We start from the raw sequence: 22,932 nt of genomic DNA on the forward strand, positions 1-22,932 counted from the left end.
CCCCCGGGCTCAGCCCAGGACGGCCGACGCCGCCTCCCGCGCCTCCAGGGGTCCTGCGGTGCCGAGGACCGCGCGGGCGGCCTCGCGGCACTGTTCGAGCGTGACCTGCCCCAGCCGAGCACCGACTCCGGCCACCGCGGCCGACGCCGCCGACAGGCTGGTGACGCCGAACCCGACCAGGACGCAGGCGAGCAGCGGGTCCGCGGCGGCCTCACCGCAGACGCCCACCGGCTTGCCCGCGGCAGCTCCGGCCTCGGCGGCGCGGGCGACGAGAGCGAGCACCGCGGGCTGCCACGGGTCGGTCAGGGCGGCGAGGTCGGCGGACATCCGGTCGGCGGCCATCGTGTACTGCGCGAGATCGTTGGTGCCGATCGACAGGAAGTCGACGTGCTCGAGGATGCGGTCGGCGAGCAGCGCGGCCGCGGGGACCTCGATCATCACGCCGGGGGTCAGACCGCGCTCGCGCACGTCCGCGGCGAAGGCCTTCGCTTCGTCGGCGGTCGCGATCATGGGGGCCATCACCCACGGCGACGACGACGTGGCCTCGGCGGCGGCGGCGATGGCGTCGAGCTGGCGATGCAGGATGCCGCGGTCGGCGGCGGCGATGCGAATACCGCGCACGCCGAGCGCCGGGTTGGCCTCGTCGGGATGGGTGGCGAAACGCAGTGGCTTGTCGGATCCGGCGTCGAGCGTGCGGACGACGACCTTGTGGCCTTCGAACGCGGTGAGCACCTCGCCGTAGATGTCGGCCTGCTCGGCGACGGTCGGTTCGACGTCGCGGTCGAGGAAGCTCAGCTCGGTGCGGAACAGACCCACCCCGTCCGCGGCGGTCGTGCGGGCCGCGCGGGCACCGGCACCGTCCTGCACGTTGGCGAGGATGTCGACGTGGTGGCCGTCGGACGTCCGGCCCGGGCCCGTCCACTCGGCTACGCGGGCGAGGTGGGCGGCGGACTCGTCGACGGCGCGACGGGCCTCGTCGGCGTCGGGATCGACCGAGAGGAGTCCGGTGGTGCCGTCCACCATGATCGCGGTGTCGGCAGCGACGTCGTCGAGGCCGGCCACCGCGACGACGCAGGGAATGCCCAGTTGCCGGGCGATGATCGCGGTGTGGCTGGTGGGGCCGCCGAGCGAGGTGGCCAGCGCGACGACGAGCGTCGGGTCGAGGCCGGCGGTGTCGGCGGGGGCGAGGTCCTCGGCGAGCAGCACGGACGGCTGCGCGGGCGTGGGCACCCCGGGCTCGGGCAGGCCGGAGAGCTCGGCGAGTACGCGGTCGCAGATGTCCATGAGGTCGGTGATGCGCTCGGCCATGCGCCCACCGAGCTTCGCGAACATCGCGACGAACTGGTCGGTGGCGGCCACGGCCGCATAGGCGGCGTCGGCGCCGCCCTTGATCGTCTTGGTGCCGGCGCCGAGCCAGCCGCGGTCCTCGGCCATGGCCGCGTTGGCGGCGAGGACCTCGGACGCGGAGCCGGTCGCGAGCGCGGCGCGGGCTTGCAGACGGGCGCCGACGGCCTTCGCCGCGGCGCGGAAACGCTCCACCTCGGCCTCGCGGGCGTCCTCGCCGATCTCGCGCGGCGCTTCGGGGCGAGTCGGGCGTGGGGCGGGGCGGACGACGGGCCCGTACCCGACGCCGGGAACGACGGGGGTCCCGTGGAGCGTGCGCGCGTCGGTCCGCGAGTCGGTCACGGTGGTGGATCCCGTCATGTCGTTCCTCCTGCTGTGTGTCTGTGTGCTGTTGCCGTGGACGAACACCGTCGAAACCTGTGTGCGTCGCGTCTCGGCTCGCGACTGGTGTGATCGAGATTACGCGAACCTCTTGACATGTCAACAAAGACGGGCGTAAAACAACATAAACCAACAACAAACCCACGGATCGGAGGGGCGGAGGTGACCACGACCATGTACGCGGAAGAGCGGCAGAACGCCATCGCGGGCCTCATCGGCCAGCGCGGTCGCGTATCCGTCGCCGACCTCGCGGACACCTTCGGCGTGACCACCGAGACCGTGCGGCGCGATCTGGCTGCGCTCGATCGCATGGGCGTCGTGCGCCGGGTCCACGGCGGCGCCGTTCCCGTCACCACCATCGCGACCGTCGAGAAGGGCCTGGCCGAACGCGAGCACACGCGGACACAGGAGAAGGACCGCATCGCGGCCGCGGCCGTCCGGTTCCTTCCCGACGCCGGCGGCAGCGTGGCGCTCGACGCCGGCACCACCACCGGACGCCTCGCCGCACTGGTCCCGGTCGACGTCGAACTCACCGTCGTGACCAACTCCCTGCCCATCGCCCAGCGCCTCGCCACGGTCCCGTCCTTGTCGCTCCACCTCGCCGGCGGGCGCGTCCGCGGCGTCACGCAGGCGACGGTCGGTGAGGACGCGGTGCGTACCTTCACGACCCTGCGCGTCGACGTCGCCTTCCTCGGCACCAACGCCCTCAGCGTCGCCCACGGCCTGTCCACCCCGGACACCGAGGAAGCCGCGGTCAAGCGCGCCATGGCCGCCGCCGCCGACCGCGTGGTCGTGGTCGCGGACTCCGCCAAGATCGGCCTCGAGTACTTCATGTCCTTCGCCGCACTCGACGGCGTCGACGTCCTGGTCACCGACGACGGCATCACCGATGCCGACTGCACCCGTCTGCAGCAACACGGATTGGAGGTGGTGGTCGCATGATCCTCACCCTGACGGCCAACCCCAGCATGGACCGCACCGTCACGCTCGACGCGGCGCTCCAGCGCGGCGCCGTCCATCGCGCCACCACCACGACCACCGATCCCGGCGGCAAGGGTGTCAACGTCGCCCGCGTCCTCACCGCCGCCGGCCGGCCGTGCACCGCCGTACTGCCCGGAACCGGCTCGGACCCCCTGCTCGGGGCGCTCGGCGCCCTGGGCGTGCGCTACCACGCCGTCCCGACGACGGGTCTCGCTCGCACCAATCTCACCGTGAGCGAACCCGACGGCACCACCACCAAGATCAACGAGCCCGGCACGGCGCTCGCCCCCGAGACCGTCGCCGGTCTCACCGCCTCGGTGCGCGAACTCGCGCAGCGCGCCCAGTGGGTCGTGCTGTCCGGTTCGGTCCCGCCCGGCGTCGGCGCGGGGTGGTACGGCGACCTGGTGGCGGCGGTACGCGAGACGTCGGCGCGCGTCGCCGTGGACACCTCGGACGCTCCCCTGCTCGCACTCGCGGCAGGCTTCCCGCGGACCGCGCCGGACCTGATCAAGCCGAACGCCGAGGAGCTCGGACAGCTCACCGGACGCGACGGCGAGGTCCTCGAACACGCTGCAGCACAGGGCGATCCGATGCCCACGGTCGAGGCCGCCCGGATTCTCGTCGACCGCGGCGTCGGCGCCGTGCTCGCGACCCTGGGCGCCTCCGGTGCCGTCCTGGTCACCGCGACGGGCGCCTGGTTCGCCACCCCTCCCCCGATCACCCCGCGCAGCACCGTCGGCGCGGGCGATTCGTCCCTGGCCGGGTACGTGCTGGCCGACCTCGACGGTGCGGACGGTGCCGGGCGACTCGCCCGGGCCGTCGCCTACGGATCGGCAGCCGCCGCTCTGCCCGGCACCCGCCTCCCCACTCCCACCGACGTCCACGTCGACGCCGTTCCCGTTCGATCGCTTTCCCTGCCCGGCTCGTCCACCCTCGCTCGACACACCTCCTGAGGAAATGAACATGTCCACTCCCACCACGGATGCACCCGGCATCATCGCGGAGGATCTGATTCTTCTCGACGCCGATCTCGGTGCCGACAAGAACGCCGTCATCGAGCGGCTGGCCGGTGTCCTCGCCGACGCCGGTCGAGCCACCGACTCCGCCGCGTTGCTCGACGCCGCCCTGGCGCGCGAGGCGCAGTCGGCGACCGGACTGCCCGGCGGCATCGCCATCCCGCACTGCCGATCGGCCGCGGTCACCACCGCGTCCCTCGGGTTCGCCCGGGTGTCGCCGAAGGTCGACTTCGGCGCCCCCGACGGCGATGCCGACCTGGTCTTCCTCATCGCGGCCCCCGAGGGCGCCGGGGCCGAGCACATGAAGCTGCTCTCCTCGCTCGCCCGTGCGCTGGTCAAGCCGGCCTTCGTGACCTCGCTGCGCGAGGCCCGCACCCCGGCCGAGGTGGTGACGCTCGTCCAGGACGTGCTCGCCCCCAAGCCGGCCGGCACCTCCACGGCCACCGCCGCGTCCGCCGCCTCGGCCACCGCAGCCTCCACCCCGGTGAGCACGGCGAAGTCCGGGACCCCCGACACCGCCGCCGCGACGTCGTCGTCGGCGCCGAAGCACATCGTCGCCATCACCGCGTGCCCCACGGGTATCGCCCACACCTACATGGCGGCCGACTCGCTGAAGGATGCCGGCGACCGCGCCGGCGTCACCGTGCACGTCGAGACCCAGGGCTCGTCGGGCTCCACCGCCCTCGATCCGCAGCTGATCGCCTCGGCCACCGCCGTCATCTTCGCGACCGACGTGGGCGTCAAGGGCCGCGAGCGCTTCGCCGGCAAGCCGGTGATCGAGTCCGGCGTCAAGCGCGCCATCAACGAGCCCGACACGATGGTCGCCGAGGCCCTGCGTGCCGGTGACGATCCGTCGGCGGCCCGCGTGTCGGGCTCCGCTCCCGCCGCGGGCGCCGCCGCGTCCACCGGTGGCCTCGGCTGGGGCACGCGCCTGCGTCAGATCCTGCTGACCGGCGTGAGCTACATGATCCCGTTCGTCGCGGCGGGCGGTCTGCTCATCGCGCTCGGCTTCCTGCTCGGCGGCTACCAGATCACCGAGGTCGCCGAGGACGTCGTCCTGAACAACAGCCTGCAGAACCTGCCGGACGGGGGTCTCGCGACCTACCTCGGCGCGGTCCTGTTCCAGCTCGGCAGTCTGGCGTTCTCGTTCCTCGTCCCGGCGCTGGCGGGCTACATCGCCTTCGCCATCGCCGATCGACCCGGCATCGCACCCGGCTTCACCGCCGGTGCCGTGGCCGTCCTGGTCGGCGCGGGCTTCATCGGCGGTCTGGTCGGCGGCCTCATCGCCGGCTTCGTCGCCCTGTGGATCAGCCGCATCTCCGTGCCGTCGTGGCTGCGCGGCCTCATGCCCGTCGTCATCATCCCGCTCGGCGCGACCCTCGTGGTCGGCGGCCTGATGTTCCTGGTGCTCGGCCGTCCGCTGGCCGCCATCACCTCCGGCCTCACCAACTGGCTCAACGGCCTGTCCGGCTCGTCCGTCATCATCCTCGGCATCATCCTCGGCCTGATGATGTGCTTCGACCTCGGTGGCCCGGTCAACAAGGCCGCCTACGCCTTCGCCACCGCGGGCCTCGCCATCGACAACGAGGCGTCGCTGCGCATCATGGCCGCGGTCATGGCCGCCGGCATGGTGCCCCCGCTGGCCATGGCCATCTCCTCGACGGTGCTGCGCCCGAAGCTCTACAGCGCCGCCGAGCGCGAGAACGGCAAGGCCGCTTGGCTGCTGGGTTCGGCGTTCATCTCCGAGGGTGCCATCCCGTTCGCGGCTACCGACCCGCTCCGCGTCATCCCGTCGATGATGGCCGGTGGTGCGGTGACCGGCGCGCTGATCATGGCCTTCGGGGTCACCCTCAGCGCCCCCCACGGCGGCATCTTCGTCGCCTTCGCGATGAACAACATCCTGCTGTTCCTCCTCGCGTTGGCCATCGGTGCCGTGGTGTCCGCCGTGCTGGTCACCACCGCCAAGCAGTTCGCCGGTAAGAAGGATTCCGAGCTGGTCGACGATCGCGTCGCCGTCGCAGCCTGATTCCTGACACGATCGACCCCATCACACGCACGACACACGAGGAGCAGTTCATGCCCAGCACCACCGTCGCCGTCGGATCCGCCATCGGCCTGCACGCCCGCCCCGCCGCCGTGATCGCCGAAGCGGTCGCCGACTCCGGCGTGGACGTCACGCTCGAGGTCGCGGACGCCGAGCCCGTGGACGGCGGGTCCGCGCTGATGATCATGACCCTCGGCGCGACCAAGGGCACCGAGGTCACCGTCACCGCCGACGATCAGGCCACCGTCGACAAGATCGCGGCGCTGGTCGCCTCCGACCTCGACGCCTGACCGTCCGAGAAGAATCGGGTGCAGTAACCCACCGTCACGGTGGGTTACTGCACCCGATTTCTGCGTTGCGGGTCCGATCAGCGGCGGCGGAACACCCGCACGACGAGCAGGGCGGTGACCCCGACGATCACCAGCACCGACGCCGCGGCCACGACGAGCGGCACGAGAATCGACGACGTCGGCTCGGCCGGGGCCTCCTCGGTGTCGGCCACGGGCGTCGGATCCGACGTCCGGGCCGGTGCGATGTCGGCCGCGCGCAGGACGTCGACGGGCGGCAGCGGGGCCGCCGGATCGAGGCCCTGCTCGGAGGCCAGCAGCAGATCCCCCTCGGCGGTGAACGCCGCGGCCTCGCCCTGGGGCCGAGCGGGAGCGGCGACCACTCGGTCCGCGGGCCGGCCCAGCGCACCGGCGACGTCGCCGTCCGAGACCGACCACAGGTAGACGTCGGTGTAGGTCCGCAGCGCCGCGAGCGTTCCGTCCGCGGTGACGGCGCCGCCGGTCACCAGACTCGACCCGGCGAGCAAGGGCGGCCCACCGGCGGTCCCGGTGTCGTCGGGAACGAACTCGGCCACCCGCCGCAGCGCGGTGGGTCCCGGACTCGGTAGGTCCGCGACGGCGACGTCGGTGGAGTAGACGCCGCTGCCGGCACCGTCCTTCGTGACGATCACCGGGCGTCCGTCGCCGCCGATCAGCAGCGCTTCGGCGTCGTGCGCCCCGTCCGGGTACGTCAGCCGCGCCAGGTCGCCCGCCCCGGTCTCGGGGTCGAGGCGGACCAGGCCCACCGTGTCGCGTCGGCGGTCGTTGTCGCCGATGTCGGCGAGAACGAGCCGACCGTCGACGGACGCGAGATCCTCGACGTCGTAGGGGTCGACGGGGTTCGGGATCCACCGTGTGACGGCGCAGGACGGATCCAATTGCGCCACACGGTCGTCCGCCCCGCTGTCCCCGATGGCGTATACCGTCTCCCCGATCACGGTGAGGCCGGAAAGCTCGGCCAGACCGGGATCGGTGGGCGTGCAGTACACCTCGCCCTGCGCCGCAGCCTCGCCCTGCGCCGCAGCCTCGCCCTGCGCCACAGCAATGCCCGGCGCGAGCACCGCGGCTCCCACCGCGACCGCGACGGGCAGCGCCGCCCTACGCACTGTGGGCGTATCGAGCGAGCTGCGACGCCAGCGCGGTGGGTACCGTCGCGTCGATCCGCGTGCCGCCCGACTCGTGCGACGTCGACGCGATCCGACCGTCCGCGTGGATGCGCGACACCAGGTCTCCGCGGTCGTAGGGCACCAGCACGCTGACGGACACCTCCGGCGGACGCACGAGTTCGCCGAGGCGAGTCCGCAGCTCGTCGATGCCCTCGCCGGTCTTCGCGGAGACGAAGACCGCACCGGGCAGCAGGCCGCGCAGTTGTGTGAGCGTCACCGGGTCGGCGGCGTCGATCTTGTTGACCACGATCAGTTCCTCGGGCGCGGCCGCGTTCTGTTCGCGGATCACCTCGACGATCACCTCGCGGACCGCCTCGATCTGCCCGATCGGCAGGGCGTCGGACCCGTCGACCACGTGCATGAGCAGGTCGCCGTCCACCACTTCCTCGAGCGTCGACCGGAAGGCCTCGACCAGCTGCGTCGGCAGGTGACGCACGAAACCGACGGTGTCGGTGAGCACGCACTCGCGGCCGTCGTCCAGCGTGGCCTTGCGCGTGGTCGGATCCAGCGTCGCGAACAGTGCGTTCTGCACCAGCACGCCCGATCCGGTCAGGGCGTTGAGCAGGCTGGACTTGCCGGCGTTGGTGTATCCGACGATCGCGACGGACGGCACGTTGCCCTGCAGTCGCCGCTCGCGCTTGGTGTCGCGCGCCTGCTTCATGCCGCGAATCTCGCGGCGGAGCTTGGCCATCCGCTCGCGGATGCGACGGCGATCGGTCTCGATCTTCGTCTCACCGGGACCACGCAGACCCACACCGCCGTTGCTGCCGGCGCGGCCACCGGCCTGCCGGGACATCGACTCGCCCCAGCCGCGCAGCCGCGGGAGCATGTACTCCATCTGGGCCAGGGCGACCTGCGCCTTGCCCTCACGGGACGAGGCGTGCTGGGCGAAGATGTCGAGGATCAGGGCGGTGCGGTCGATCACCTTGACCTTGACGATCTTCTCCAGCGCCGTCAGCTGCGCCGGGGTCAGTTCACCGTCGCAGATGACGGTGTCCGCACCGGTGGCGATCACCACCTCGCGCAGTTCCTTCGCCTTGCCGGAGCCGATGTAAGTGGACGCGTCGGGCCGATCGCGCCGCTGGACGAGGCCCTCGAGGACCTCGGATCCCGCGGTCTCGGCGAGCGCCGCGAGTTCGGTCATCGAGGACTCCGCCTCCTCGGCGGATCCGGAGGTCCAGACCCCCACCAGCACGACGCGCTCGAGGCGCAACTGCCGGTACTCGACCTCGGTGATGTCGGTGAGCTCGGTGGACAGACCGGCGACGCGCCGGAGTGCGCTCCGGTCCTCGAGCTGCATCTCGCCGGTGGACCAGGTGTTCTCGTGTGCCTCGTCCGCGTCGGCGCGTGGAGTCTCGCTGCGCGTGGGATGTGCATTCGTTGTCGTCATACGTCGTCCATGATCCACGAACGCAGCGCCGTGTGCACGGGCATTTCGGTGTGACACGGACGGCGTCGGTCACCGGCACGCTACGACGCGTGCGCCGCGCGGGACTCGAGCCCGGCCCACCAGGAGGCGGACACCGTCCCCGAGGCGAGCAGTACCGACGGTCCGCGCAGCGTCGCGCGGCCGTCGGCGACCCGGACGACGACGTCGCCGCCGGGCACGGTGACGGTCAGCTCGCCGTCGGTGCGCCCGTCGGCTCGCAGGGCGGCGGCGGCCGCGGCGACGGTCCCGGTCCCGCAGGAGCGGGTCTCCCCGACACCGCGTTCGAACACCCGCATGTGGACACGATCCGCCCGCGCGGCGGTGACGAACTCGACGTTCACGCCGTGCGGGAACACCGCGTGGTCGTACTCGGGCGCCCGTGACAGGTCCAGCGCGGCCAGTCCGTCGGCGTCGAGGTCGGTCGACACGCACGCCAGGTGCGGATTGCCGACGTCGATGCCCGTTCCGCTCCAGCGGCGCCCACCCAGCACCGCGGACGACGCCTCGGTGATGCGCACGGGACCCATGTCGACCGTCACCTGCGCGTCGGTGTCGCCCACGTCGTGCACGATCACCGGGCGGGCGCCGGCCCGCGATCCGACGACGAAGCGGTCCGCGGCCGACAGCCCGGCGGAGCGCACGTAGTGCGCGAACACTCGGACTCCGTTGCCGCACATCTCCGCGACGGACCCGTCGGCGTTGCGGTAGTCCATGAACCAGTCGTCGGCGGCGACCCCGTCCGGCAGCGCGCTCAGCACCCCGCGCTCGCGCAGGGCGCCGGCGGTGGCGACGCGCAGCACGCCGTCCGCGCCGAGGCCCGCGCGGCGATCGCACAGCGTCTGCACCCGCTCCTCGGTGAGGTCGAGCCGCGCGTCGGGGTCCTCCAGCACGACGAAGTCGTTCTCGGTGCCGTGGCCCTTCGCGAAGGCGATGCCGGTGGTCATGACGACGAGTCTCCCACGACCGAACGCTGACCCGGTCGACGCTGACGGGCGATCTCGTAGAGTCCCACCGCCCCGGCGGACGGTGCGCCCAGCGAACTGGCCGTCCCCCCGATCGGGATGGAGACGGTGACGTCGCACGCCTCCCGCCAGGCCGCGGACATGCCGCGGGTCTCGTTGCCGACGACCAGCACGGTCCCCGTCCGGAAATCGTGCTCGTCGATCACGCGGTCACCGGTCTCGTCGGTGCCGACGACGGTGGTCTCGGTCCCGGCCGCGCGGAGCCGCTCGACCACGGCCAGCACGTCCGTCGGCCCGGCCGCGGCGGCCACGGGGATGCCGAACAGCGATCCGGTGGTGGCCCGTACGGCCACCGGGTCGAAGGGGTCCGCGGCGTGTCCGGTCACGACGACGGCGGATGCTCCGAACGCGTCGGCGGACCGGATCAGCGTCCCGAGATTGCCCGGTGACGACGGCCGGTCGACGACGACGATCACCGGCGCCGGTGCGTCGGGAGTCCAGTCGGTGAGGTCCAGCAGCCGCGTGCGCGCGACCAGGAGCACCTCGGGCGGCTGGTCGGCACGCTCCCCCAGCTCGGCCATGAGGTCCGGCGCCACGGACACGATCTCCGCACCCGACCGACGGCCCTGCTCGGCGGCGTCGCCCGCCCACGTCGACAACGCACCCTCGCTGCGGACGAGGACCGCCTCGACGGGCCAGCCGCGGCCCAGCGCCATCGACACCGGCCGTACGCCCTGCACGACGAACAACCCGGTCTTGGTCCGTTTGGCGCGCGTGGTGAGGTACGACTGCCACTGCTGGAACCGCGCGTTCCGGCTCAGCACGCGGCTCACGTCTGCTCTCCGTCCGCGACGGCGGCGAGTGCCCGGCCGAGCAGGTCGGGGTCCTCCCCGCGCAGCCAGGTGATGCGGGGGTCCCGCGCGAACCACGACCGTTGACGACGGACGTAGCGCCGTGTAGCCGCGGCGGTCAGTTCGCGCGCCCGCGCGCGGTCGATATCCCCGTCGAGGTACTGCAGCACCTGGGCGTAGCCGATCGCGCGGCGGGCGGTGACCCCGTCGCGCAGGCCGCTCTCGATCAACGCGGTCACCTCCGTCACGAACCCGTCGGCGAACATCGCGTCGGTGCGGGCGTCGATGCGGGCGTCCAGCTCGTCGGTGTCGCGGTCGATCCCGAGCACGACGGTCCCCCACCGCGGCTCCCCGATGGTGGGTGCCGACGCCGCGAAGGGCTGCCCGGTGAGCTCGACCACCTCGAGCGCACGGACGATGCGTCGACCGTCCGTCGGGAGGATCGACTCGGCGGCGGCGGGATCGCGCCGCGCGAGTTCGCCGTGCAGCGCGGCAACGCCGTCGGCCGCCAACCGGGACTCCCAGCGGGCCCGCACGTCCGGATCGGTGGCCGGGAACCGCCAGTCGTCCAGCAGAGCCTGCACGTACATCATCGAGCCGCCGACGATCACCGGGCGCCGACCCGACGCGAGCACCTCGTCGATCTCCGCCACCGCTGCCTCCTGGTACGCGGCGACCGTGGCCGTCTCGGTCACGTCCAGGACGTCGAGGCGGTGATGCGGGATACCCCGCCGTTCGTCCACCGGGGTCTTGGCCGTCCCGATGTCCATACCGCGGTACTGCTGCATCGCGTCGACGTTGACGATGTCGCCGCCGAACCGCTCCGCCAGGTCCAGCGCGAGCGCGGACTTTCCCGTGGCCGTAGGACCGACGACGGCGACGGGCACCGACGCGCCGGTCACGTCCACGTCCCCACCGTGTAGCCGACGCCGTACGGCGCCGCGCGGTACCACGTCCGCCCGGTGAACCGTCGTCCCGACGCGTCGGCCACCGCCGCCGCCACCTGCCAGGCCGCGCGTCCCGAGACACCCAGCTCGGCGCACAGGGCCGGATCGAGCGATCGGAGCGCCGCGGTGTCCACGGCCGCGAGGGCGTCGTCGACTCGCTGTTGGACGCCCTCGGCGCGGTCGTCGAACGCTCCCGGCGCCCCGGCGGTCAGTGTGGTCGCGCCGTCCGCGACGACGAGCAGGCCCACCCGGTCCGACCCGCTCAGTCGGTCCCCGATGTCCCGGGCGACGGACGCGCAGGCATCCGCATCTGCATCGACCGCGACCAGCATCACGTCGATCGCGCTCGTCGGCGCGGCCCGCTCCCGCAGCCAGCCGACGGTCGACGCGGCCAGGGGGAGCTCCGGATCCGGTGGGCCGTCTGCGTCCGGCGCGGTCCGTACGACCACGTCGACGCCCCAGCCCGCGTACGTCCCCACCACCGAGCGCAGCAGTCCCGCGTGCGTGTCGACACCCACCGCGAGCAGGACGTCGCTGCGGTCGGCCAGGTCACGCACCACGCCGAGCGCGGCGTCCCGCAGCTCGGTCACCTCGTCGCTCGCCGCGCCCATCAGTTCCGGAACCAGCAGCGGCGGCGAGGGAACGAAGGCGACGGCGGACAGCACGCCGCCACGGTAGTCGAGACCACCCGGGAGCCTCGCCGCACGGGTTTCGATGGTCGCGGGCGGCGGGAGGGGGTTGAATGGGCTCGACAACGATCAGGCAGCCGTGACGCGCGGCAGAGACGGAGCGACCATGACCGACCGCGAGAGCAGCAGCGACACCGACACCACCGGCACCGCCGCTCCCCGTCCCGGCCCCCGTCCGGGCCCTCGCCCGGGCCCCGTGCCCGGACACCGACCGCCCGCCCCGTCGCCCGTCTCTCCGTCCGCCGCCGCACCCGCCGAGGCCGCGCACGAGTCCCATCCCCATGCGATCGTTCCCGTGGTCACCGACCCATCCGAGTGGGGCCGCGTCGACGACGACGGCACCGCGTGGGTACGAACCGCCGACGGCGAGCGCGTGATCGGCTCGTGGCAGGCCGGCGATGCCGCGGAAGGCCTCGCGCACTTCGGACGTCGGTACGACGATCTCGCGACGGAGGTCGCCCTGCTCGAAGCTCGGCTCAATTCCGGCGCGGGGGACGCCAAGAAGACCAAGGCCGCCGCCGTCGCGCTCGCGGAGACGCTGCCGACCGCAGCGGTGATCGGTGACGTCGACTCTCTCGCGGCGCGGCTTCGCGCCGTCATCGACCATTCCGACGAGGTCGCCGCCGAGCATCGTCGTACCCGCGACGCACAGCGATCGGAGGCGACGGCGCGCAAGGAGGCCCTGGCGGCGGAGGCCGAGGAGATCGGTGCCGAATCGACGCAGTGGAAGGCGGCGGGCGACCGACTCCGCGCGATCCTCGACGAGTGGAAGACCATCCGCGGCGTCGATCGCAAGGTGGACGACGCGTTGTGGAAGCGCTACTCCAAGGCGCGCGAGGCCTTCAACCGACGTCGCGGTGCCCACTTCGCCGATCTCGACCGCGAACGCGGAGCGGCGAAGGTGCGCAAGGAGGAGCTGGTCGCTCGCGCCGAGGCTCTGTCCTCCTCCACCGACTGGGTCGAGACGGCGCACGTCTTCCGCGATCTGCTGACGGAGTGGAAGGCCGCCGGGCGCGCACCCCGCGATGCCGACGACGTTCTGTGGCAGAAGTTCAAGGGCGCGCAGGACGTGTTCTTCGCGGCGCGCAACGCCGCGCAGTCCGAGCAGAACGCCGAGTTCGAGGAGAACGCGCGCGTGAAGGAACAGCTGCTCGAGCAGTACGGGCCGTCCATCGACCCGGCCGCCGACCTCGAGGGGGCGCGCACCGCCCTGCGCACGCTGCAGGACAAGTGGGACGCTGCGGGCAAGGTGCCGCGGGAGCGCATGGGCGACCTCGAGGGCAAGCTGCGAGCGATCGAGAAGAGGGTGCGCGACGCGGCCGATTCCGAGTGGCGCCGCACCGACCCCGAGGCGATGGCCCGCGCCGCCCAGTTCCGTGAGCGCGTGGAGCAGTTCGAGGACCAGGCACGGAAGGCCGACGCGGCGGGCAAGACCAAGGACGCCGAGAAGTACCGCGCGCAGGCGCAGCAGTGGCGTGAGTGGGCGGATGCCGCTCAGGGCGCCCTCGAGGAGCGCTGATCGAACGGTCGACTCAGCCGTCGCGGCGGGCGTTCCGACGTCCGTCGCGGCGGGTCCGATCGAGCACGGTCTCGCGTGCGGCCTCGTCGAGAATGGCCGCGTCCCGGCGCGCCGAGGCGGCCGCCCACTGCTGTGTGGAGCGGTTCCACACCACCTTGAACCAATGGAACGCCAGCACGAGGACCAGCAGCCACCCGACGATCAGGCCGATGCCGGGGCCGGCGCCGCTGAGGTTCGACGGGACGGTCTGGCGGGACCAGATCGCCAGCATCCCGAGCACCGACGCCACGCCGCTGCCGTAGAGGGCGATCCACGCGAGTGCCCACCGCTGGGTCACCAGCGCGAGCGCGGAGACTCCGACGGCGAACACGAGCGCCAACCACACGAAGATCCGGGACGGCAGCGCGATCGATTCCGCGGCGGCGTCCTCGTCGAACGCGACGACGTCCCACCCGTTCGCCGCGCCGCTGTGCGGCAGCGCGAACGTGAGCAGGAGCAGCAGGACGGCGGCGGCGACCACGACGGCCCGGATACCGGGATCGATGCGTCCGGAGATGCGGCGTTCGGCGGCGGCGAGGTCGGCCGCCGACCGCTCGCGGTCCATCGGCTCCGACCGCTCCCGGTCCGGTTCGTTCGGTTCGGTCACAGTGCACATCCCATCGTCGGGGCCGGCTCGGGAGCCGGGGCGCCGATGCGGGGCAGGCCGAGGCCCACTCCCACCGGCGCGGTGGTCGGTCGCAGTCCGCGTTCGTGACGGTCGCCCGCCACGGTGCGCCGATGCGTCAGCACCGGGGTGTCGGCGACGAGGTGGTAAGGCTTGGCGTCGGTGACGCGGGTGGTGACGACGTCGCCGGGACGCACGGTGCCGTCCACCGCTCCCTCGGGTCGGAAGTGAACCAGGCGACCGTCCCGGGACCGTCCGCTCATGCGTTCGGTCACCGCGTTCTTGCGGCCGGCGTCCGCAGCGACGAGCAACTCGACCTCGGTTCCGACGACGCGGCGGTTCTCCTCGAGCGCGATCTCCTCCTGGAGGGCGATGAGGCGCTCGTAGCGTTCCTGGACGACGGCCTTGGGCACCTGATCGGCCATCTCGGCGGCGGGAGTCCCCGGCCGGATCGAGTACTGGAAGGTGTACGCGCTGACGAAGCGCGCGCGCCGGACGACGTCGAGGGTGTCCTGGAAGTCCTCCTCCGTCTCACCGGGGAAGCCGACGATGATGTCGGTGGTGATCGCCGCGTGCGGGATGGCGGCGCGCACCCGGTCGAGGATGCCGAGGAACTTCTCGCGGCGGTAGGACCGCCGCATGGCCCGCAGGATGCGGTCGGACCCGGACTGGAGCGGCATGTGCAGCGTCGGGCAGACGTTCGGGGTGGCGGCCATGGCGTCGATGACGTCGTCGGTGAACTCGGCGGGGTGCGGCGAGGTGAAGCGCACCCGTTCGAGGCCCTCGATGGTTCCGCACGCCCGCAGGAGGGCGGCGAACGCCCCGCGGTCGCGAGGGGTGTCCGGATCGGCGAACGACGCGCCGTAGGCGTTGACGTTCTGCCCGAGCAGCGTCACCTCGAGTACGCCCTCGTTCACCAACGCCTGCACCTCCGCGAGCACGTCGCCGGGGCGCCGGTCGACTTCCTTGCCGCGCAGCGCCGGGACGATGCAGAACGTGCAGGTGTTGTTGCAGCCGACGGAGATCGAGACCCACCCCGCGTAGGCCGAGTCGCGCTTGGCCGGCAGCGTCGAGGGGAACGCGTCGAGCGAGTCGAGGATCTCGACCTCGGCACGCCTGTTGTGCCGGGCGCGATCGAGCAGCGCCGGGAGCGACCCGAGGTTGTGCGTGCCGAACACCACGTCGACCCAGGGCGCCTTCTGCACCACGACGTCGCGGTCCTTCTGGGCCAGGCATCCCCCCACGGCGATCTGCATCGACGGGTCGGCGTCCTTGGCGGGCCGGAGCTGGCCGAGGTTGCCGTAGAGCTTGTTGTCGGCGTTCTCCCGCACGGCGCAGGTGTTGAAGACCACCAGGTCCGCGGAGTCGCCCGCGGCGGCCGGGACGTAGCCCGCGTCCTCCAGCAGCCCGGCGAGGCGCTCGGAGTCGTGCACGTTCATCTGGCATCCGAAAGTGCGCACCTGGTAGGTCCGCGCCCCCTCTGCCCGGGTCGGAAGGTCGATCGTGTCCACGGCCTCCAGGGTACGGCGACCACGAGAACGGTCCGTCGGAGCGCCCGGGAGGGGATTCCGGGGGCGGTAAAGTTTCCATTACATAACTGCCGACCCACCACGAAAACGGACAGTGGCGGGGAAAACTACCTCTAGGGTCATCGCCATGACCCACCCCGACGGCGAGCGCGTGTCCGGCTCGTCCACCGCCCCCATGATCGCGATGCACGGAGTGCAGAAGCACTTCGGCGACTTGCACGTGCTCCGGGACATCGAACTCGACGTTCCCGCCGGACAGGTCGTGATCGTCCTCGGCCCGTCCGGCTCCGGCAAGTCCACGCTCTGCCGCACCATCAACCGCCTCGAGCCCGTCGACGAAGGCACCATCGCCGTCGACGGCAATCCCCTGCCGTCGGAGGGCAAGGCGCTCGCCGCCCTGCGTGCCGACGTCGGCATGGTCTTTCAATCCTTCAACCTGTTCGCGCACAAGACGATTCGTGAGAACGTCATGCTCGGACCGACCAAGGTCCGAAAGACGAAGAAGGAGGAGGCGGAGCAGACCGCGCAGCGCCTGCTCGAGCGCGTCGGCATCGCCAACCAGGCCGACAAGTACCCGGCCCAGCTCTCGGGCGGCCAGCAGCAACGCGTCGCCATCGCCCGCGCCCTCGCGATGAACCCGAAGGTCATGCTCTTCGACGAGCCGACGTCCGCGCTCGACCCCGAGATGGTCAACGAGGTGCTCGACGTCATGACCTCGCTGGCCAAGGAGGGCATGACCATGGTCGTGGTCACCCACGAGATGGGCTTCGCCCGCCGCGCCGGGGACCGCGTGATCTTCATGGCCGACGGTCAGATCGTCGAGGACACCGATCCCGAAACCTTCTTCACCGCACCGAAATCCGATCGCGCCAAGGACTTCCTGGGCAAGATCCTCAGTCACTGACGCTTCCACTCACCCACTTATCGGAGGACATTCGATGCGTTTCACCCGTACCGCCCGCGCCGCCGCCGCGGTTCTCGCCGTCGCCTTCGCCGCCACCGCCTGCGGCGGCGACGAGGCCACCAGCGCCTCGCAGAGCGCGGAGAGCGGCAACCTCACCGTCGGCATCAAGTTCGACCAGCCCGGCCTGGGCCTGCGCAACCCCGACGGCTCCTTCAGCGGCTTCGACGTCGAGGTGGCCAAGTACGTCGCCGGCAAGCTCGGCGTGACCCCCGAGAACATCACGTTCAAGGAGTCGCCCTCGGCGCAGCGCGAGACGCTGATCGAGAACGGCGAGGTCGACTACATCGTGGCCACCTACTCCATCACCGATGCCCGCAAGGAGAAGGTCGACTTCGCCGGTCCGTACTTCGTCGCCGGCCAATCGCTCCTGGTGAGCTCCTCGAACACCGACATCACGGGCCCGGACTCGCTCAACGGCGGCAAGCGTCTGTGCTCGGTGTCCGGTTCCACCCCCGCGCAGAAGGTCAAGGACCAGTACGCACAGGACGTGCAGCTGCAGGAGTTCGACACCTACTCCGCGTGCGTCGAGGCGCTGCGCAACGGTGCCGTCGACGCCGTGACCACGGACGACATCATCCTGGCCGGCTACGCCGCGCAGTACCCGGGCGAGCTCAAGGTGGTCGGCGAGCCGTTCACCGAGGAGCGCTACGGCATCGGCCTGGCCAAGGGTGACGACGAGACCCGCGCCAAGATCAACGACGCCATCGACGCGATGATCGCCGACGGCTCGTGGCAGAAGGCCTTCGAGGACACCGTCGGCGCGTCCGGCTACCCGCTGCCCGCACAGCCGACCGTCGACCGCTACTGATCGAGTCCCGATCGACGCCGAGCGGGCGGTTCGCACCAGTCGAACCGCCCGCTCGGCGCGTCGGCTCGCCCCCTGCACATCGTCCCCACCCCCGAGGAGTCGTCGGTGGACATCTTCCTTGATTACGCACCCCAACTGCTCGACGCCTTCTGGATGACGATCAAGCTGGCCGTGCTCTCCGCGATCGGCGCGCTGATTCTCGGCACGATTCTCGCGGCCATGCGGGTCTCCCCCGTGCCCGTCGCACGGTGGATCGGCGCCACGTACGTCACCATCTTCCGGAACACCCCGCTCACGCTGATCCTGCTGTTCTGCTCGTTCGGCCTCTTCCAGACCCTCGGCGTCGCGCTCGCGGATCAGCAGTCGCCGACGGGTCAGGCCGACAACAACTTCCGGCTCGCCGTGCTGGGTCTCAGCGTCTACACGGCCTCCTTCGTGTGCGAGTCGTTGCGGTCCGGCATCAACACCGTGCCCGTCGGCCAGGCCGAGGCCGGTCGGTCGCTGGGCCTGACGTTCTCCCAGAACGTGCGCTACGTGGTGCTGCCGCAGGCGTTCCGCGTGGTCATCGCGCCCCTGGGCAGCGTCTTGATCGCGCTCACCAAGAACACCACGGTGGCCGCGGCCATCGGTGTGCTCGAAGCCGCGATTCTCATGCGGGAGATGATCGAGAACGAGGCCGCCATCTTCGTGGTCGGCGGCATCTTCGCGCTCGGCTTCGTGATCCTCACCCTTCCCACCGGCCTGTTCTTCGGCTGGCTGTCCAACCGATTGGCGGTGGCCCGATGACCACGGTGCAGACTCCCACGCCCGGCGCCGACGCGCCGAAGTCCCGGAAGGCACCCGCCGACCGCGCCACCGTCCTCTACGACGCGCCGGGCCCGAAGGCCAAGGTCCGCAACAACATCCTGTCCGGTGTCGTGCTGGCGGTGCTGCTGTTCGGTGCGTACTTCGTCTACGTGAAGTTCGACGAGAAGGGTCAGCTGACGTCGGCCAAGTGGGAGCCGTTCACGGAATCCACCACCTGGACCACGTATCTGATCCCGGGCATCCAGGGCACCATCGTCGCGGCCGGCCTGTCGATCGTGTTCGCGCTGATACTCGGTGCGGTGCTGGGCATCGCACGATTGTCCGACCACAAGCCCGTGCGGGTGATCGCCGGATTCGTCGTGGAGCTGTTCCGCGCCATCCCGGTGCTCATCCTCATGATCTTCCTGTACCAGTTCTACGCCGAGTACGCCGTGTTCAAGTCGCGGTACCTCGCCTTGGCGGCGGTGGTCACGGGCCTGACGCTCTACAACGGCTCGGTGATCGCGGAGATCGTGCGGTCCGGCATCAACTCGCTGCCCAAGGGGCAGACCGAGGCGGCCAAGGCCATCGGCCTGCGCAAGGGCCAGATCATGCGGATGATCCTGTTGCCCCAGGCGGTGACGGCCATGCTCCCCGCCATCGTGTCCCAGATGGTGGTGGCCTTGAAGGACTCGGCGCTCGGCTACATCATCGGCTATGTCGAGGTGGTGCGGTCCGGGCAGCAGGTGGGCGCCTTCTACGGCAACTACCTGCCGGCCCTCATCATCGTGGCCATCATCATGATCGCACTGAACTCGCTGCTCACCTACCTGGCCACCGCCCTGGAGAAGCGACTGCGACGTGGCAAGAAGAGCACCGGCGTGGTGCTGGCCGGTGATGCGACCCAGCAGGGCCTGAGCACGTAGGTCTGCGCCCAGAACTGCGTCAGTTCTCGAGGCCGTCGGTGTCCGCACCGACGGCCTCGAGCTCGCTCTTGGCGATCTCGAACGCCATGCCCTGCGGAAACCCCCGCCGTGCCAACATGCCCACGAGCGACCGCAGCACCTTGTCCCGGTCGGTCGACGCTGTCGCGCGCACCGACGGTGACCGCAGCTTCTTCACCACCAGCTCGCGCGCGCGGTCCCGCTCGTCCTCGGGGTCGATGGTCTCCAGCGCTTCGGCGGCCACCGCGGGATCGATGCCCTTGGTGCGCAACTCGTTTCGCAGCGCCTGCTTGCCGCGGCCGGAGTACGCGTGCCGCGACCTGACCCACTGATGGGCGAAATCGCGATCGTCCACGAGACCGAGTTCGGTCAGCCGGTCGAGCACCGACGCGGTGACCGCCGGGGCGAACCCCTTGTCGGTCAGCCGCGTGGTCAGCTCATGGCGGCTCCGAGCCCGGTCGGTGAGCAACCGCAGAGCAGCATCACGTGCCTGCTCCGCGGTGCCCCCGCCCGCGCCGCCGTCACCGGTCATCGTCAGAACTCGACGGGCGCCGCAGCCTCGTCGGAGGTGCGGACGTCGGCACCGATACCGAGCTTCTCCTTGATCTTCTTCTCGATCTCGTCACGGATGTCGGTGTTCTCGAGCAGGAACTTGCGGGCGTTCTCCTTGCCCTGGCCGAGCTGATCGCCCTCGTAGGTGAACCACGAGCCGGACTTGCGCACGAAACCGTGCTCCACGCCCATGTCGATCAGCGAGCCCTCCTTGCTGATGCCCTTGCCGTACAGGATGTCGAACTCCGCCTGCTTGAAGGGCGGCGACACCTTGTTCTTGACCACCTTGACGCGGGTCCGGTTGCCCACCGCGTCCGTGCCGTCCTTCAGCGTTTCGATGCGGCGGATGTCCATGCGTACGGAGGCGTAGAACTTCAACGCCTTACCACCCGTGGTGGTCTCCGGCGAGCCGAACATGACGCCGATCTTCTCGCGCAGCTGGTTGATGAAGATCACGGTGGTGCCGGAGTTGTTCATCGCACCGGTGATCTTGCGGAGTGCCTGGCTCATGAGGCGCGCCTGCAGACCCACGTGGCTGTCACCCATCTCGCCCTCGATCTCCGCGCGCGGCACGAGGGCGGCCACCGAGTCGACCACGAGGATGTCGAGTGCGCCCGAACGGATCAGCATGTCCGCGATCTCGAGGGCCTGCTCACCGGTGTCCGGCTGGGAGACCAGCAGCGCGTCGGTGTCCACGCCGAGCTTCGCGGCGTAGTCCGGATCGAGCGCGTGCTCGGCGTCGATGAACGCCGCGATGCCGCCGGCGGCCTGCGCGTTGGCCACCGCGTGCAGAGCCACGGTGGTCTTACCCGAGGACTCCGGTCCGTAGATCTCGATGACCCGGCCGCGCGGCAGACCGCCGATACCCAGCGCCACGTCCAGCGCGATGGAGCCGGTCGGAATGACGGCGATCGGTGCGCGAGCCTCGTCCCCGAGGCGCATCACCGAGCCCTTGCCGAAGTTCTTGTCGATCTGCGCGAGTGCCAGATCGAGGGCCTTGTCCCTGTCGTACGCTGCTGCCGCCATGATGGTCTCCTTCTCGACGTTCTCGTCCCCTGCATGTCTGTCGACAAGGTAGAGGGGGGCACCGACAAGAACCGCTCGGCGAGCCGATCCACGTCGTCACTGGGACCTACTCTAAGCGAACACCTGTTCGACGGACAGGCGACACGCCGGACCGGAGGCGGTCACCACCGCGAACGCGGCACGTCGAACTCGGCGCAGAGTGCGCGCCAGACGTCCTTGGGGTCCTCCCCCGCCTCGATGGCGTCGGCCGCGGTGCGATTGCCGAGGGACAGCACCACGTGGTCGACCAGGATGGAATCGCCGTACACCGTGCCGAACTGTTCGGCGACGAGGTCGTGGAATTCGGTCAGACGCACCGTCTCACCGTACCCGGGGAACGAGCGCCGAACACATCCGCGCGCCCTGGCCCGGATCGCCCGAGCCCGACTCACGCACGACCGGCGAGCACACTCCGACAGACGGCCACGGGATCGCGGACCGCGTCGGCTCCGGCCGCCGCGCGCCGCGCGGCTCGGCGGAAGGACGGTTCCCGCAGCACGCGCGCCAACGCCCGAGCCAGCGCATCGACGTCGGGCGGGGACACCGGAATCGAACTGCCCTGCCGCGCCGCGCGATTCGCCAGTTCCCATTGATCGCCGCCGCCGGGCACCGTCACCGCGGGGACTCCCGACGACAGGGTCTTCGCCAACATTCCATGGCCACCACCGCACACCACCGCCGACGCCGAGCGCAGGAGGACGTCCTGCCGACCCGAGCCGGCAACCGCCCAGGACGGCAGGGCATCCCCCTGCCGCCCCGGCACCTCGAGCGCGCTGATCGCCACCCGCACCGGCAGTCCCGACGCCCTCGACCGGGCCGCCGCCGACAGCGCCACGTCCACCGTGGACGCCTCACCGGTCGCGGCCGTGGAGGGAGCGACGACCACCAACGGCTCGTTCCCCGGCGGCAGGTCGAGCACGGTGTCGGTGGGCTCCCACAGCAACGCGCCGACCAGGCGCGCCTCCGACGGCCAGTCGACCCGCGGCACCTCCAACGCGGGGATCGTCGCAATCAGTCGCCGAGCCGGCCCGGGATCGAGCGCCGGCAGTCCCACCGAGATCCGCGCCGCCGACCGCTGCGCCGTCCCGGCTCGCACCGAGCGAGCCGTGAGTCGACGCATCACGCCGTCCCGCATACGCCCGCGCACCCCCGACCCCGGCGCCAGACCGCTGCCGAGCGGAGGCAGGGAGCGAGACGGGCGGTAGAGCGGATGCGGCGAGAGCTCCACCCACGGAATCCCGCACCGCTCGGCGGCCATGCCGCCGCCGGCGGTCAGCACGTCCGCTACCACCAGGTCGGGTGCGAGGTCGGTCAGCACCGGCATCACCTGCGTCGACATGTGGGCTGCACGGCCGTGGATGCGCTGACCGGCATCGGCGTCGTCGTCCTCCGGCCGCGGTTCCAGACCGGGCAGGGGGCGCACGTCGAGTCCCGCCGCACGGCCCGCCTGCCACCACCGCTCGCCGGTGAGGACCACGGCCTCGTCACCCGCGGAGCGGAACCGCTCGGCGAGGGCCATCACCGGAAACGCGTGACCGGCGTCGGGGCCGGCGATCAGCACCACTCGCACCGGGTCAGCGTAGCCAGCCGGGGCCGTCGGAACCGCGAGCCGTCGGAACAGCGAGGCGTCAGAACACGGAGTCGACGGTCTTGTCGGTCCGGTCCTTCTCCCCCGTCATCGACCGGTAGAGGAAGTACAGACCGGCACCGACCACCGCGAGTGCCAGGAGCGGGAAGAGTGCCTTCAGCACGGCGCCCAGGATCACCACGGCCAGCCAGACCAGCACGATCGCCGCGAGAATCTTCCAGAACATGACGTCCACCTCTCGTCGTCGGCGTCGGACGCTACTCGCCGATCACCTGCACTCGATCGTGGCAGACGTCGGGTGCGAAAACCCCCTCCGAACAGCGATTTCAGGGTGGAACTCAGGGTGGTCACCCATCCCGGTGACGACGCGGCCGGGG

Annotated in this window: 23 protein-coding genes; 9 read left to right on the forward strand and 14 right to left on the reverse strand. The window is 71.2% G+C overall.

Going from position 1 to position 22,932, the window contains the following annotated elements; genetic code table 11:
• Positions 1–9: 9 nt before the first annotated feature.
• A complete protein-coding gene (locus tag BMZ18_RS08355; RefSeq protein WP_068366042.1) occupies positions 10–1,704 on the reverse strand; it encodes a putative PEP-binding protein in 1,695 nt (564 codons plus the stop codon).
• A 195-nt stretch (positions 1,705–1,899) separates the two neighbouring features.
• Here BMZ18_RS08355 and BMZ18_RS08360 point away from each other — a divergent pair, with 195 nt between their 5' ends.
• From BMZ18_RS08360 to BMZ18_RS08375, 4 genes are read left to right on the forward strand one after another with little or no spacing between them, the layout of a single operon-like run.
• On the forward strand, positions 1,900–2,667 hold the full coding sequence (locus tag BMZ18_RS08360) for a DeoR/GlpR family DNA-binding transcription regulator (protein ID WP_068105554.1): 768 nt from the start codon (positions 1,900–1,902) through the stop codon (positions 2,665–2,667).
• Positions 2,664–3,659, forward strand: a complete 996-nt coding sequence (locus BMZ18_RS08365) for a 1-phosphofructokinase family hexose kinase (RefSeq protein ID WP_068366041.1) — start codon at positions 2,664–2,666, stop codon at positions 3,657–3,659. The genes BMZ18_RS08360 and BMZ18_RS08365 overlap by 4 nt, the downstream gene beginning before the upstream one ends.
• 4 nt (positions 3,660–3,663) lie before the next feature.
• The gene (locus BMZ18_RS08370; protein WP_170851469.1) at positions 3,664–5,748 is read left to right on the forward strand and encodes a PTS fructose transporter subunit IIABC; all 2,085 of its coding nucleotides are present in this window, start codon (positions 3,664–3,666) and stop codon (positions 5,746–5,748) included.
• A 50-nt stretch (positions 5,749–5,798) separates the two neighbouring features.
• A complete protein-coding gene (locus BMZ18_RS08375) occupies positions 5,799–6,056 on the forward strand; it encodes an HPr family phosphocarrier protein (protein WP_068100811.1) in 258 nt (85 codons plus the stop codon).
• A gap of 77 nt (positions 6,057–6,133) precedes the next feature.
• On the opposite strand, the gene BMZ18_RS08380 is transcribed toward BMZ18_RS08375, so the two are convergent.
• From BMZ18_RS08380 to BMZ18_RS08405, 6 genes are all read right to left on the reverse strand, one after another.
• On the reverse strand, positions 6,134–7,198 hold the full coding sequence (locus BMZ18_RS08380; RefSeq protein WP_068366037.1) for a YjiK family protein: 1,065 nt from the start codon (positions 7,196–7,198) through the stop codon (positions 6,134–6,136).
• Positions 7,191–8,648, reverse strand: a complete 1,458-nt coding sequence (gene hflX, locus BMZ18_RS08385; protein ID WP_068366036.1) for a GTPase HflX — start codon at positions 8,646–8,648, stop codon at positions 7,191–7,193. The genes BMZ18_RS08380 and hflX overlap by 8 nt, the downstream gene beginning before the upstream one ends.
• An 80-nt stretch (positions 8,649–8,728) precedes the next feature.
• Positions 8,729–9,619 (reverse strand): diaminopimelate epimerase, encoded by an 891-nt coding sequence (gene dapF / locus BMZ18_RS08390; RefSeq protein ID WP_068366050.1) that lies wholly within the window; start codon positions 9,617–9,619, stop codon positions 8,729–8,731.
• 8 nt (positions 9,620–9,627) lie between these two features.
• A complete protein-coding gene (locus tag BMZ18_RS08395) occupies positions 9,628–10,482 on the reverse strand; it encodes a TrmH family RNA methyltransferase (protein WP_068366035.1) in 855 nt (284 codons plus the stop codon).
• The gene (gene miaA / locus BMZ18_RS08400) at positions 10,479–11,402 is read right to left on the reverse strand and encodes a tRNA (adenosine(37)-N6)-dimethylallyltransferase MiaA (RefSeq protein ID WP_139203888.1); all 924 of its coding nucleotides are present in this window, start codon (positions 11,400–11,402) and stop codon (positions 10,479–10,481) included. Before miaA ends, BMZ18_RS08395 begins: the two co-directional genes overlap by 4 nt.
• Positions 11,399–12,112, reverse strand: coding sequence for a class III extradiol ring-cleavage dioxygenase family protein (locus tag BMZ18_RS08405; RefSeq protein WP_068366029.1), 714 nt, complete (start codon positions 12,110–12,112; stop codon positions 11,399–11,401). Before BMZ18_RS08405 ends, miaA begins: the two co-directional genes overlap by 4 nt.
• A gap of 130 nt (positions 12,113–12,242) precedes the next feature.
• Between BMZ18_RS08405 and BMZ18_RS08410 the strand changes: the two genes are divergently transcribed.
• Positions 12,243–13,655, forward strand: a complete 1,413-nt coding sequence (locus BMZ18_RS08410) for a DUF349 domain-containing protein (protein WP_074922091.1) — start codon at positions 12,243–12,245, stop codon at positions 13,653–13,655.
• A 13-nt stretch (positions 13,656–13,668) separates the two neighbouring features.
• On the opposite strand, the gene BMZ18_RS08415 is transcribed toward BMZ18_RS08410, so the two are convergent.
• Together BMZ18_RS08415 and miaB are read right to left on the reverse strand one after the other, a co-directional pair.
• Positions 13,669–14,310 carry an Rv2732c family membrane protein gene (locus tag BMZ18_RS08415; RefSeq protein ID WP_068365436.1) on the reverse strand — a complete coding sequence of 214 codons (642 nt, stop codon included), beginning with the start codon at positions 14,308–14,310 and terminating at the stop codon, positions 13,669–13,671.
• Positions 14,298–15,830 (reverse strand): tRNA (N6-isopentenyl adenosine(37)-C2)-methylthiotransferase MiaB, encoded by a 1,533-nt coding sequence (miaB, locus tag BMZ18_RS08420; RefSeq protein WP_068365437.1) that lies wholly within the window; start codon positions 15,828–15,830, stop codon positions 14,298–14,300. Before miaB ends, BMZ18_RS08415 begins: the two co-directional genes overlap by 13 nt.
• 193 nt (positions 15,831–16,023) lie before the next feature.
• Between miaB and gluA the strand changes: the two genes are divergently transcribed.
• From gluA to BMZ18_RS08440, 4 genes are all read left to right on the forward strand, one after another.
• Positions 16,024–16,752, forward strand: a complete 729-nt coding sequence (gluA, locus tag BMZ18_RS08425; RefSeq protein WP_139203890.1) for a glutamate ABC transporter ATP-binding protein GluA — start codon at positions 16,024–16,026, stop codon at positions 16,750–16,752.
• Between the two features lie 34 nt (positions 16,753–16,786).
• A complete protein-coding gene (locus BMZ18_RS08430; RefSeq protein WP_068365439.1) occupies positions 16,787–17,620 on the forward strand; it encodes a glutamate ABC transporter substrate-binding protein in 834 nt (277 codons plus the stop codon).
• A 105-nt stretch (positions 17,621–17,725) separates the two neighbouring features.
• Entirely contained in the window at positions 17,726–18,406 is a 681-nt protein-coding gene (locus BMZ18_RS08435; protein ID WP_068100796.1) for an amino acid ABC transporter permease, read from the forward strand.
• Positions 18,403–19,332 (forward strand): amino acid ABC transporter permease, encoded by a 930-nt coding sequence (locus BMZ18_RS08440; protein WP_068100794.1) that lies wholly within the window; start codon positions 18,403–18,405, stop codon positions 19,330–19,332. The genes BMZ18_RS08435 and BMZ18_RS08440 overlap by 4 nt, the downstream gene beginning before the upstream one ends.
• Positions 19,333–19,351: 19 nt before the next feature.
• Here BMZ18_RS08440 and BMZ18_RS08445 read toward each other — a convergent pair whose 3' ends face one another.
• The 5 genes from BMZ18_RS08445 to BMZ18_RS08465 form a co-directional block, all read right to left on the reverse strand.
• The gene (locus tag BMZ18_RS08445) at positions 19,352–19,882 is read right to left on the reverse strand and encodes a regulatory protein RecX (RefSeq protein WP_068365440.1); all 531 of its coding nucleotides are present in this window, start codon (positions 19,880–19,882) and stop codon (positions 19,352–19,354) included.
• Positions 19,883–19,884: 2 nt separating this feature from the next.
• Positions 19,885–20,928, reverse strand: coding sequence for a recombinase RecA (gene recA / locus BMZ18_RS08450; RefSeq protein WP_068100790.1), 1,044 nt, complete (start codon positions 20,926–20,928; stop codon positions 19,885–19,887).
• Between the two features lie 161 nt (positions 20,929–21,089).
• Complete coding sequence (locus tag BMZ18_RS08455) at positions 21,090–21,284, reverse strand: DUF3046 domain-containing protein (RefSeq protein WP_068100788.1); 195 nt, start codon at positions 21,282–21,284, stop codon at positions 21,090–21,092.
• Between the two features lie 71 nt (positions 21,285–21,355).
• A complete protein-coding gene (locus tag BMZ18_RS08460) occupies positions 21,356–22,537 on the reverse strand; it encodes a glycosyltransferase (RefSeq protein ID WP_068365441.1) in 1,182 nt (393 codons plus the stop codon).
• Positions 22,538–22,595: 58 nt separating this feature from the next.
• Complete coding sequence (locus tag BMZ18_RS08465; protein WP_068365451.1) at positions 22,596–22,781, reverse strand: hypothetical protein; 186 nt, start codon at positions 22,779–22,781, stop codon at positions 22,596–22,598.
• Positions 22,782–22,932 lie beyond the last annotated feature (151 nt).

Origin of the sequence: Rhodococcoides kroppenstedtii, assembly GCF_900111805.1 — a bacterium.
Lineage (GTDB): Bacteria > Actinomycetota > Actinomycetes > Mycobacteriales > Mycobacteriaceae > Rhodococcoides > Rhodococcoides kroppenstedtii.

What these genes read in the sequence shown, in the direction of transcription:
- BMZ18_RS08355 (WP_068366042.1), bottom strand. Translation starts at nt 1,704, where the DNA reads ATGACGGGATCCACCACCGTGACCGACTCGCGGACCGACGCGCGCACG.
- BMZ18_RS08360 (WP_068105554.1), top strand. Translation starts at nt 1,900, where the DNA reads ATGTACGCGGAAGAGCGGCAGAACGCCATCGCGGGCCTCATCGGCCAG.
- BMZ18_RS08365 (WP_068366041.1), top strand. Translation starts at nt 2,664, where the DNA reads ATGATCCTCACCCTGACGGCCAACCCCAGCATGGACCGCACCGTCACG.
- BMZ18_RS08370 (WP_170851469.1), top strand. Translation starts at nt 3,664, where the DNA reads ATGAACATGTCCACTCCCACCACGGATGCACCCGGCATCATCGCGGAG.
- BMZ18_RS08375 (WP_068100811.1), top strand. Translation starts at nt 5,799, where the DNA reads ATGCCCAGCACCACCGTCGCCGTCGGATCCGCCATCGGCCTGCACGCC.
- hflX (WP_068366036.1), bottom strand. Translation starts at nt 8,648, where the DNA reads ATGACGACAACGAATGCACATCCCACGCGCAGCGAGACTCCACGCGCC.
- BMZ18_RS08410 (WP_074922091.1), top strand. Translation starts at nt 12,243, where the DNA reads ATGACCGACCGCGAGAGCAGCAGCGACACCGACACCACCGGCACCGCC.
- BMZ18_RS08415 (WP_068365436.1), bottom strand. Translation starts at nt 14,310, where the DNA reads ATGTGCACTGTGACCGAACCGAACGAACCGGACCGGGAGCGGTCGGAG.
- gluA (WP_139203890.1), top strand. Translation starts at nt 16,024, where the DNA reads ATGATCGCGATGCACGGAGTGCAGAAGCACTTCGGCGACTTGCACGTG.
- BMZ18_RS08430 (WP_068365439.1), top strand. Translation starts at nt 16,787, where the DNA reads ATGCGTTTCACCCGTACCGCCCGCGCCGCCGCCGCGGTTCTCGCCGTC.
- BMZ18_RS08440 (WP_068100794.1), top strand. Translation starts at nt 18,403, where the DNA reads ATGACCACGGTGCAGACTCCCACGCCCGGCGCCGACGCGCCGAAGTCC.
- BMZ18_RS08445 (WP_068365440.1), bottom strand. Translation starts at nt 19,882, where the DNA reads ATGACCGGTGACGGCGGCGCGGGCGGGGGCACCGCGGAGCAGGCACGT.
- recA (WP_068100790.1), bottom strand. Translation starts at nt 20,928, where the DNA reads ATGGCGGCAGCAGCGTACGACAGGGACAAGGCCCTCGATCTGGCACTC.
- BMZ18_RS08465 (WP_068365451.1), bottom strand. Translation starts at nt 22,781, where the DNA reads ATGTTCTGGAAGATTCTCGCGGCGATCGTGCTGGTCTGGCTGGCCGTG.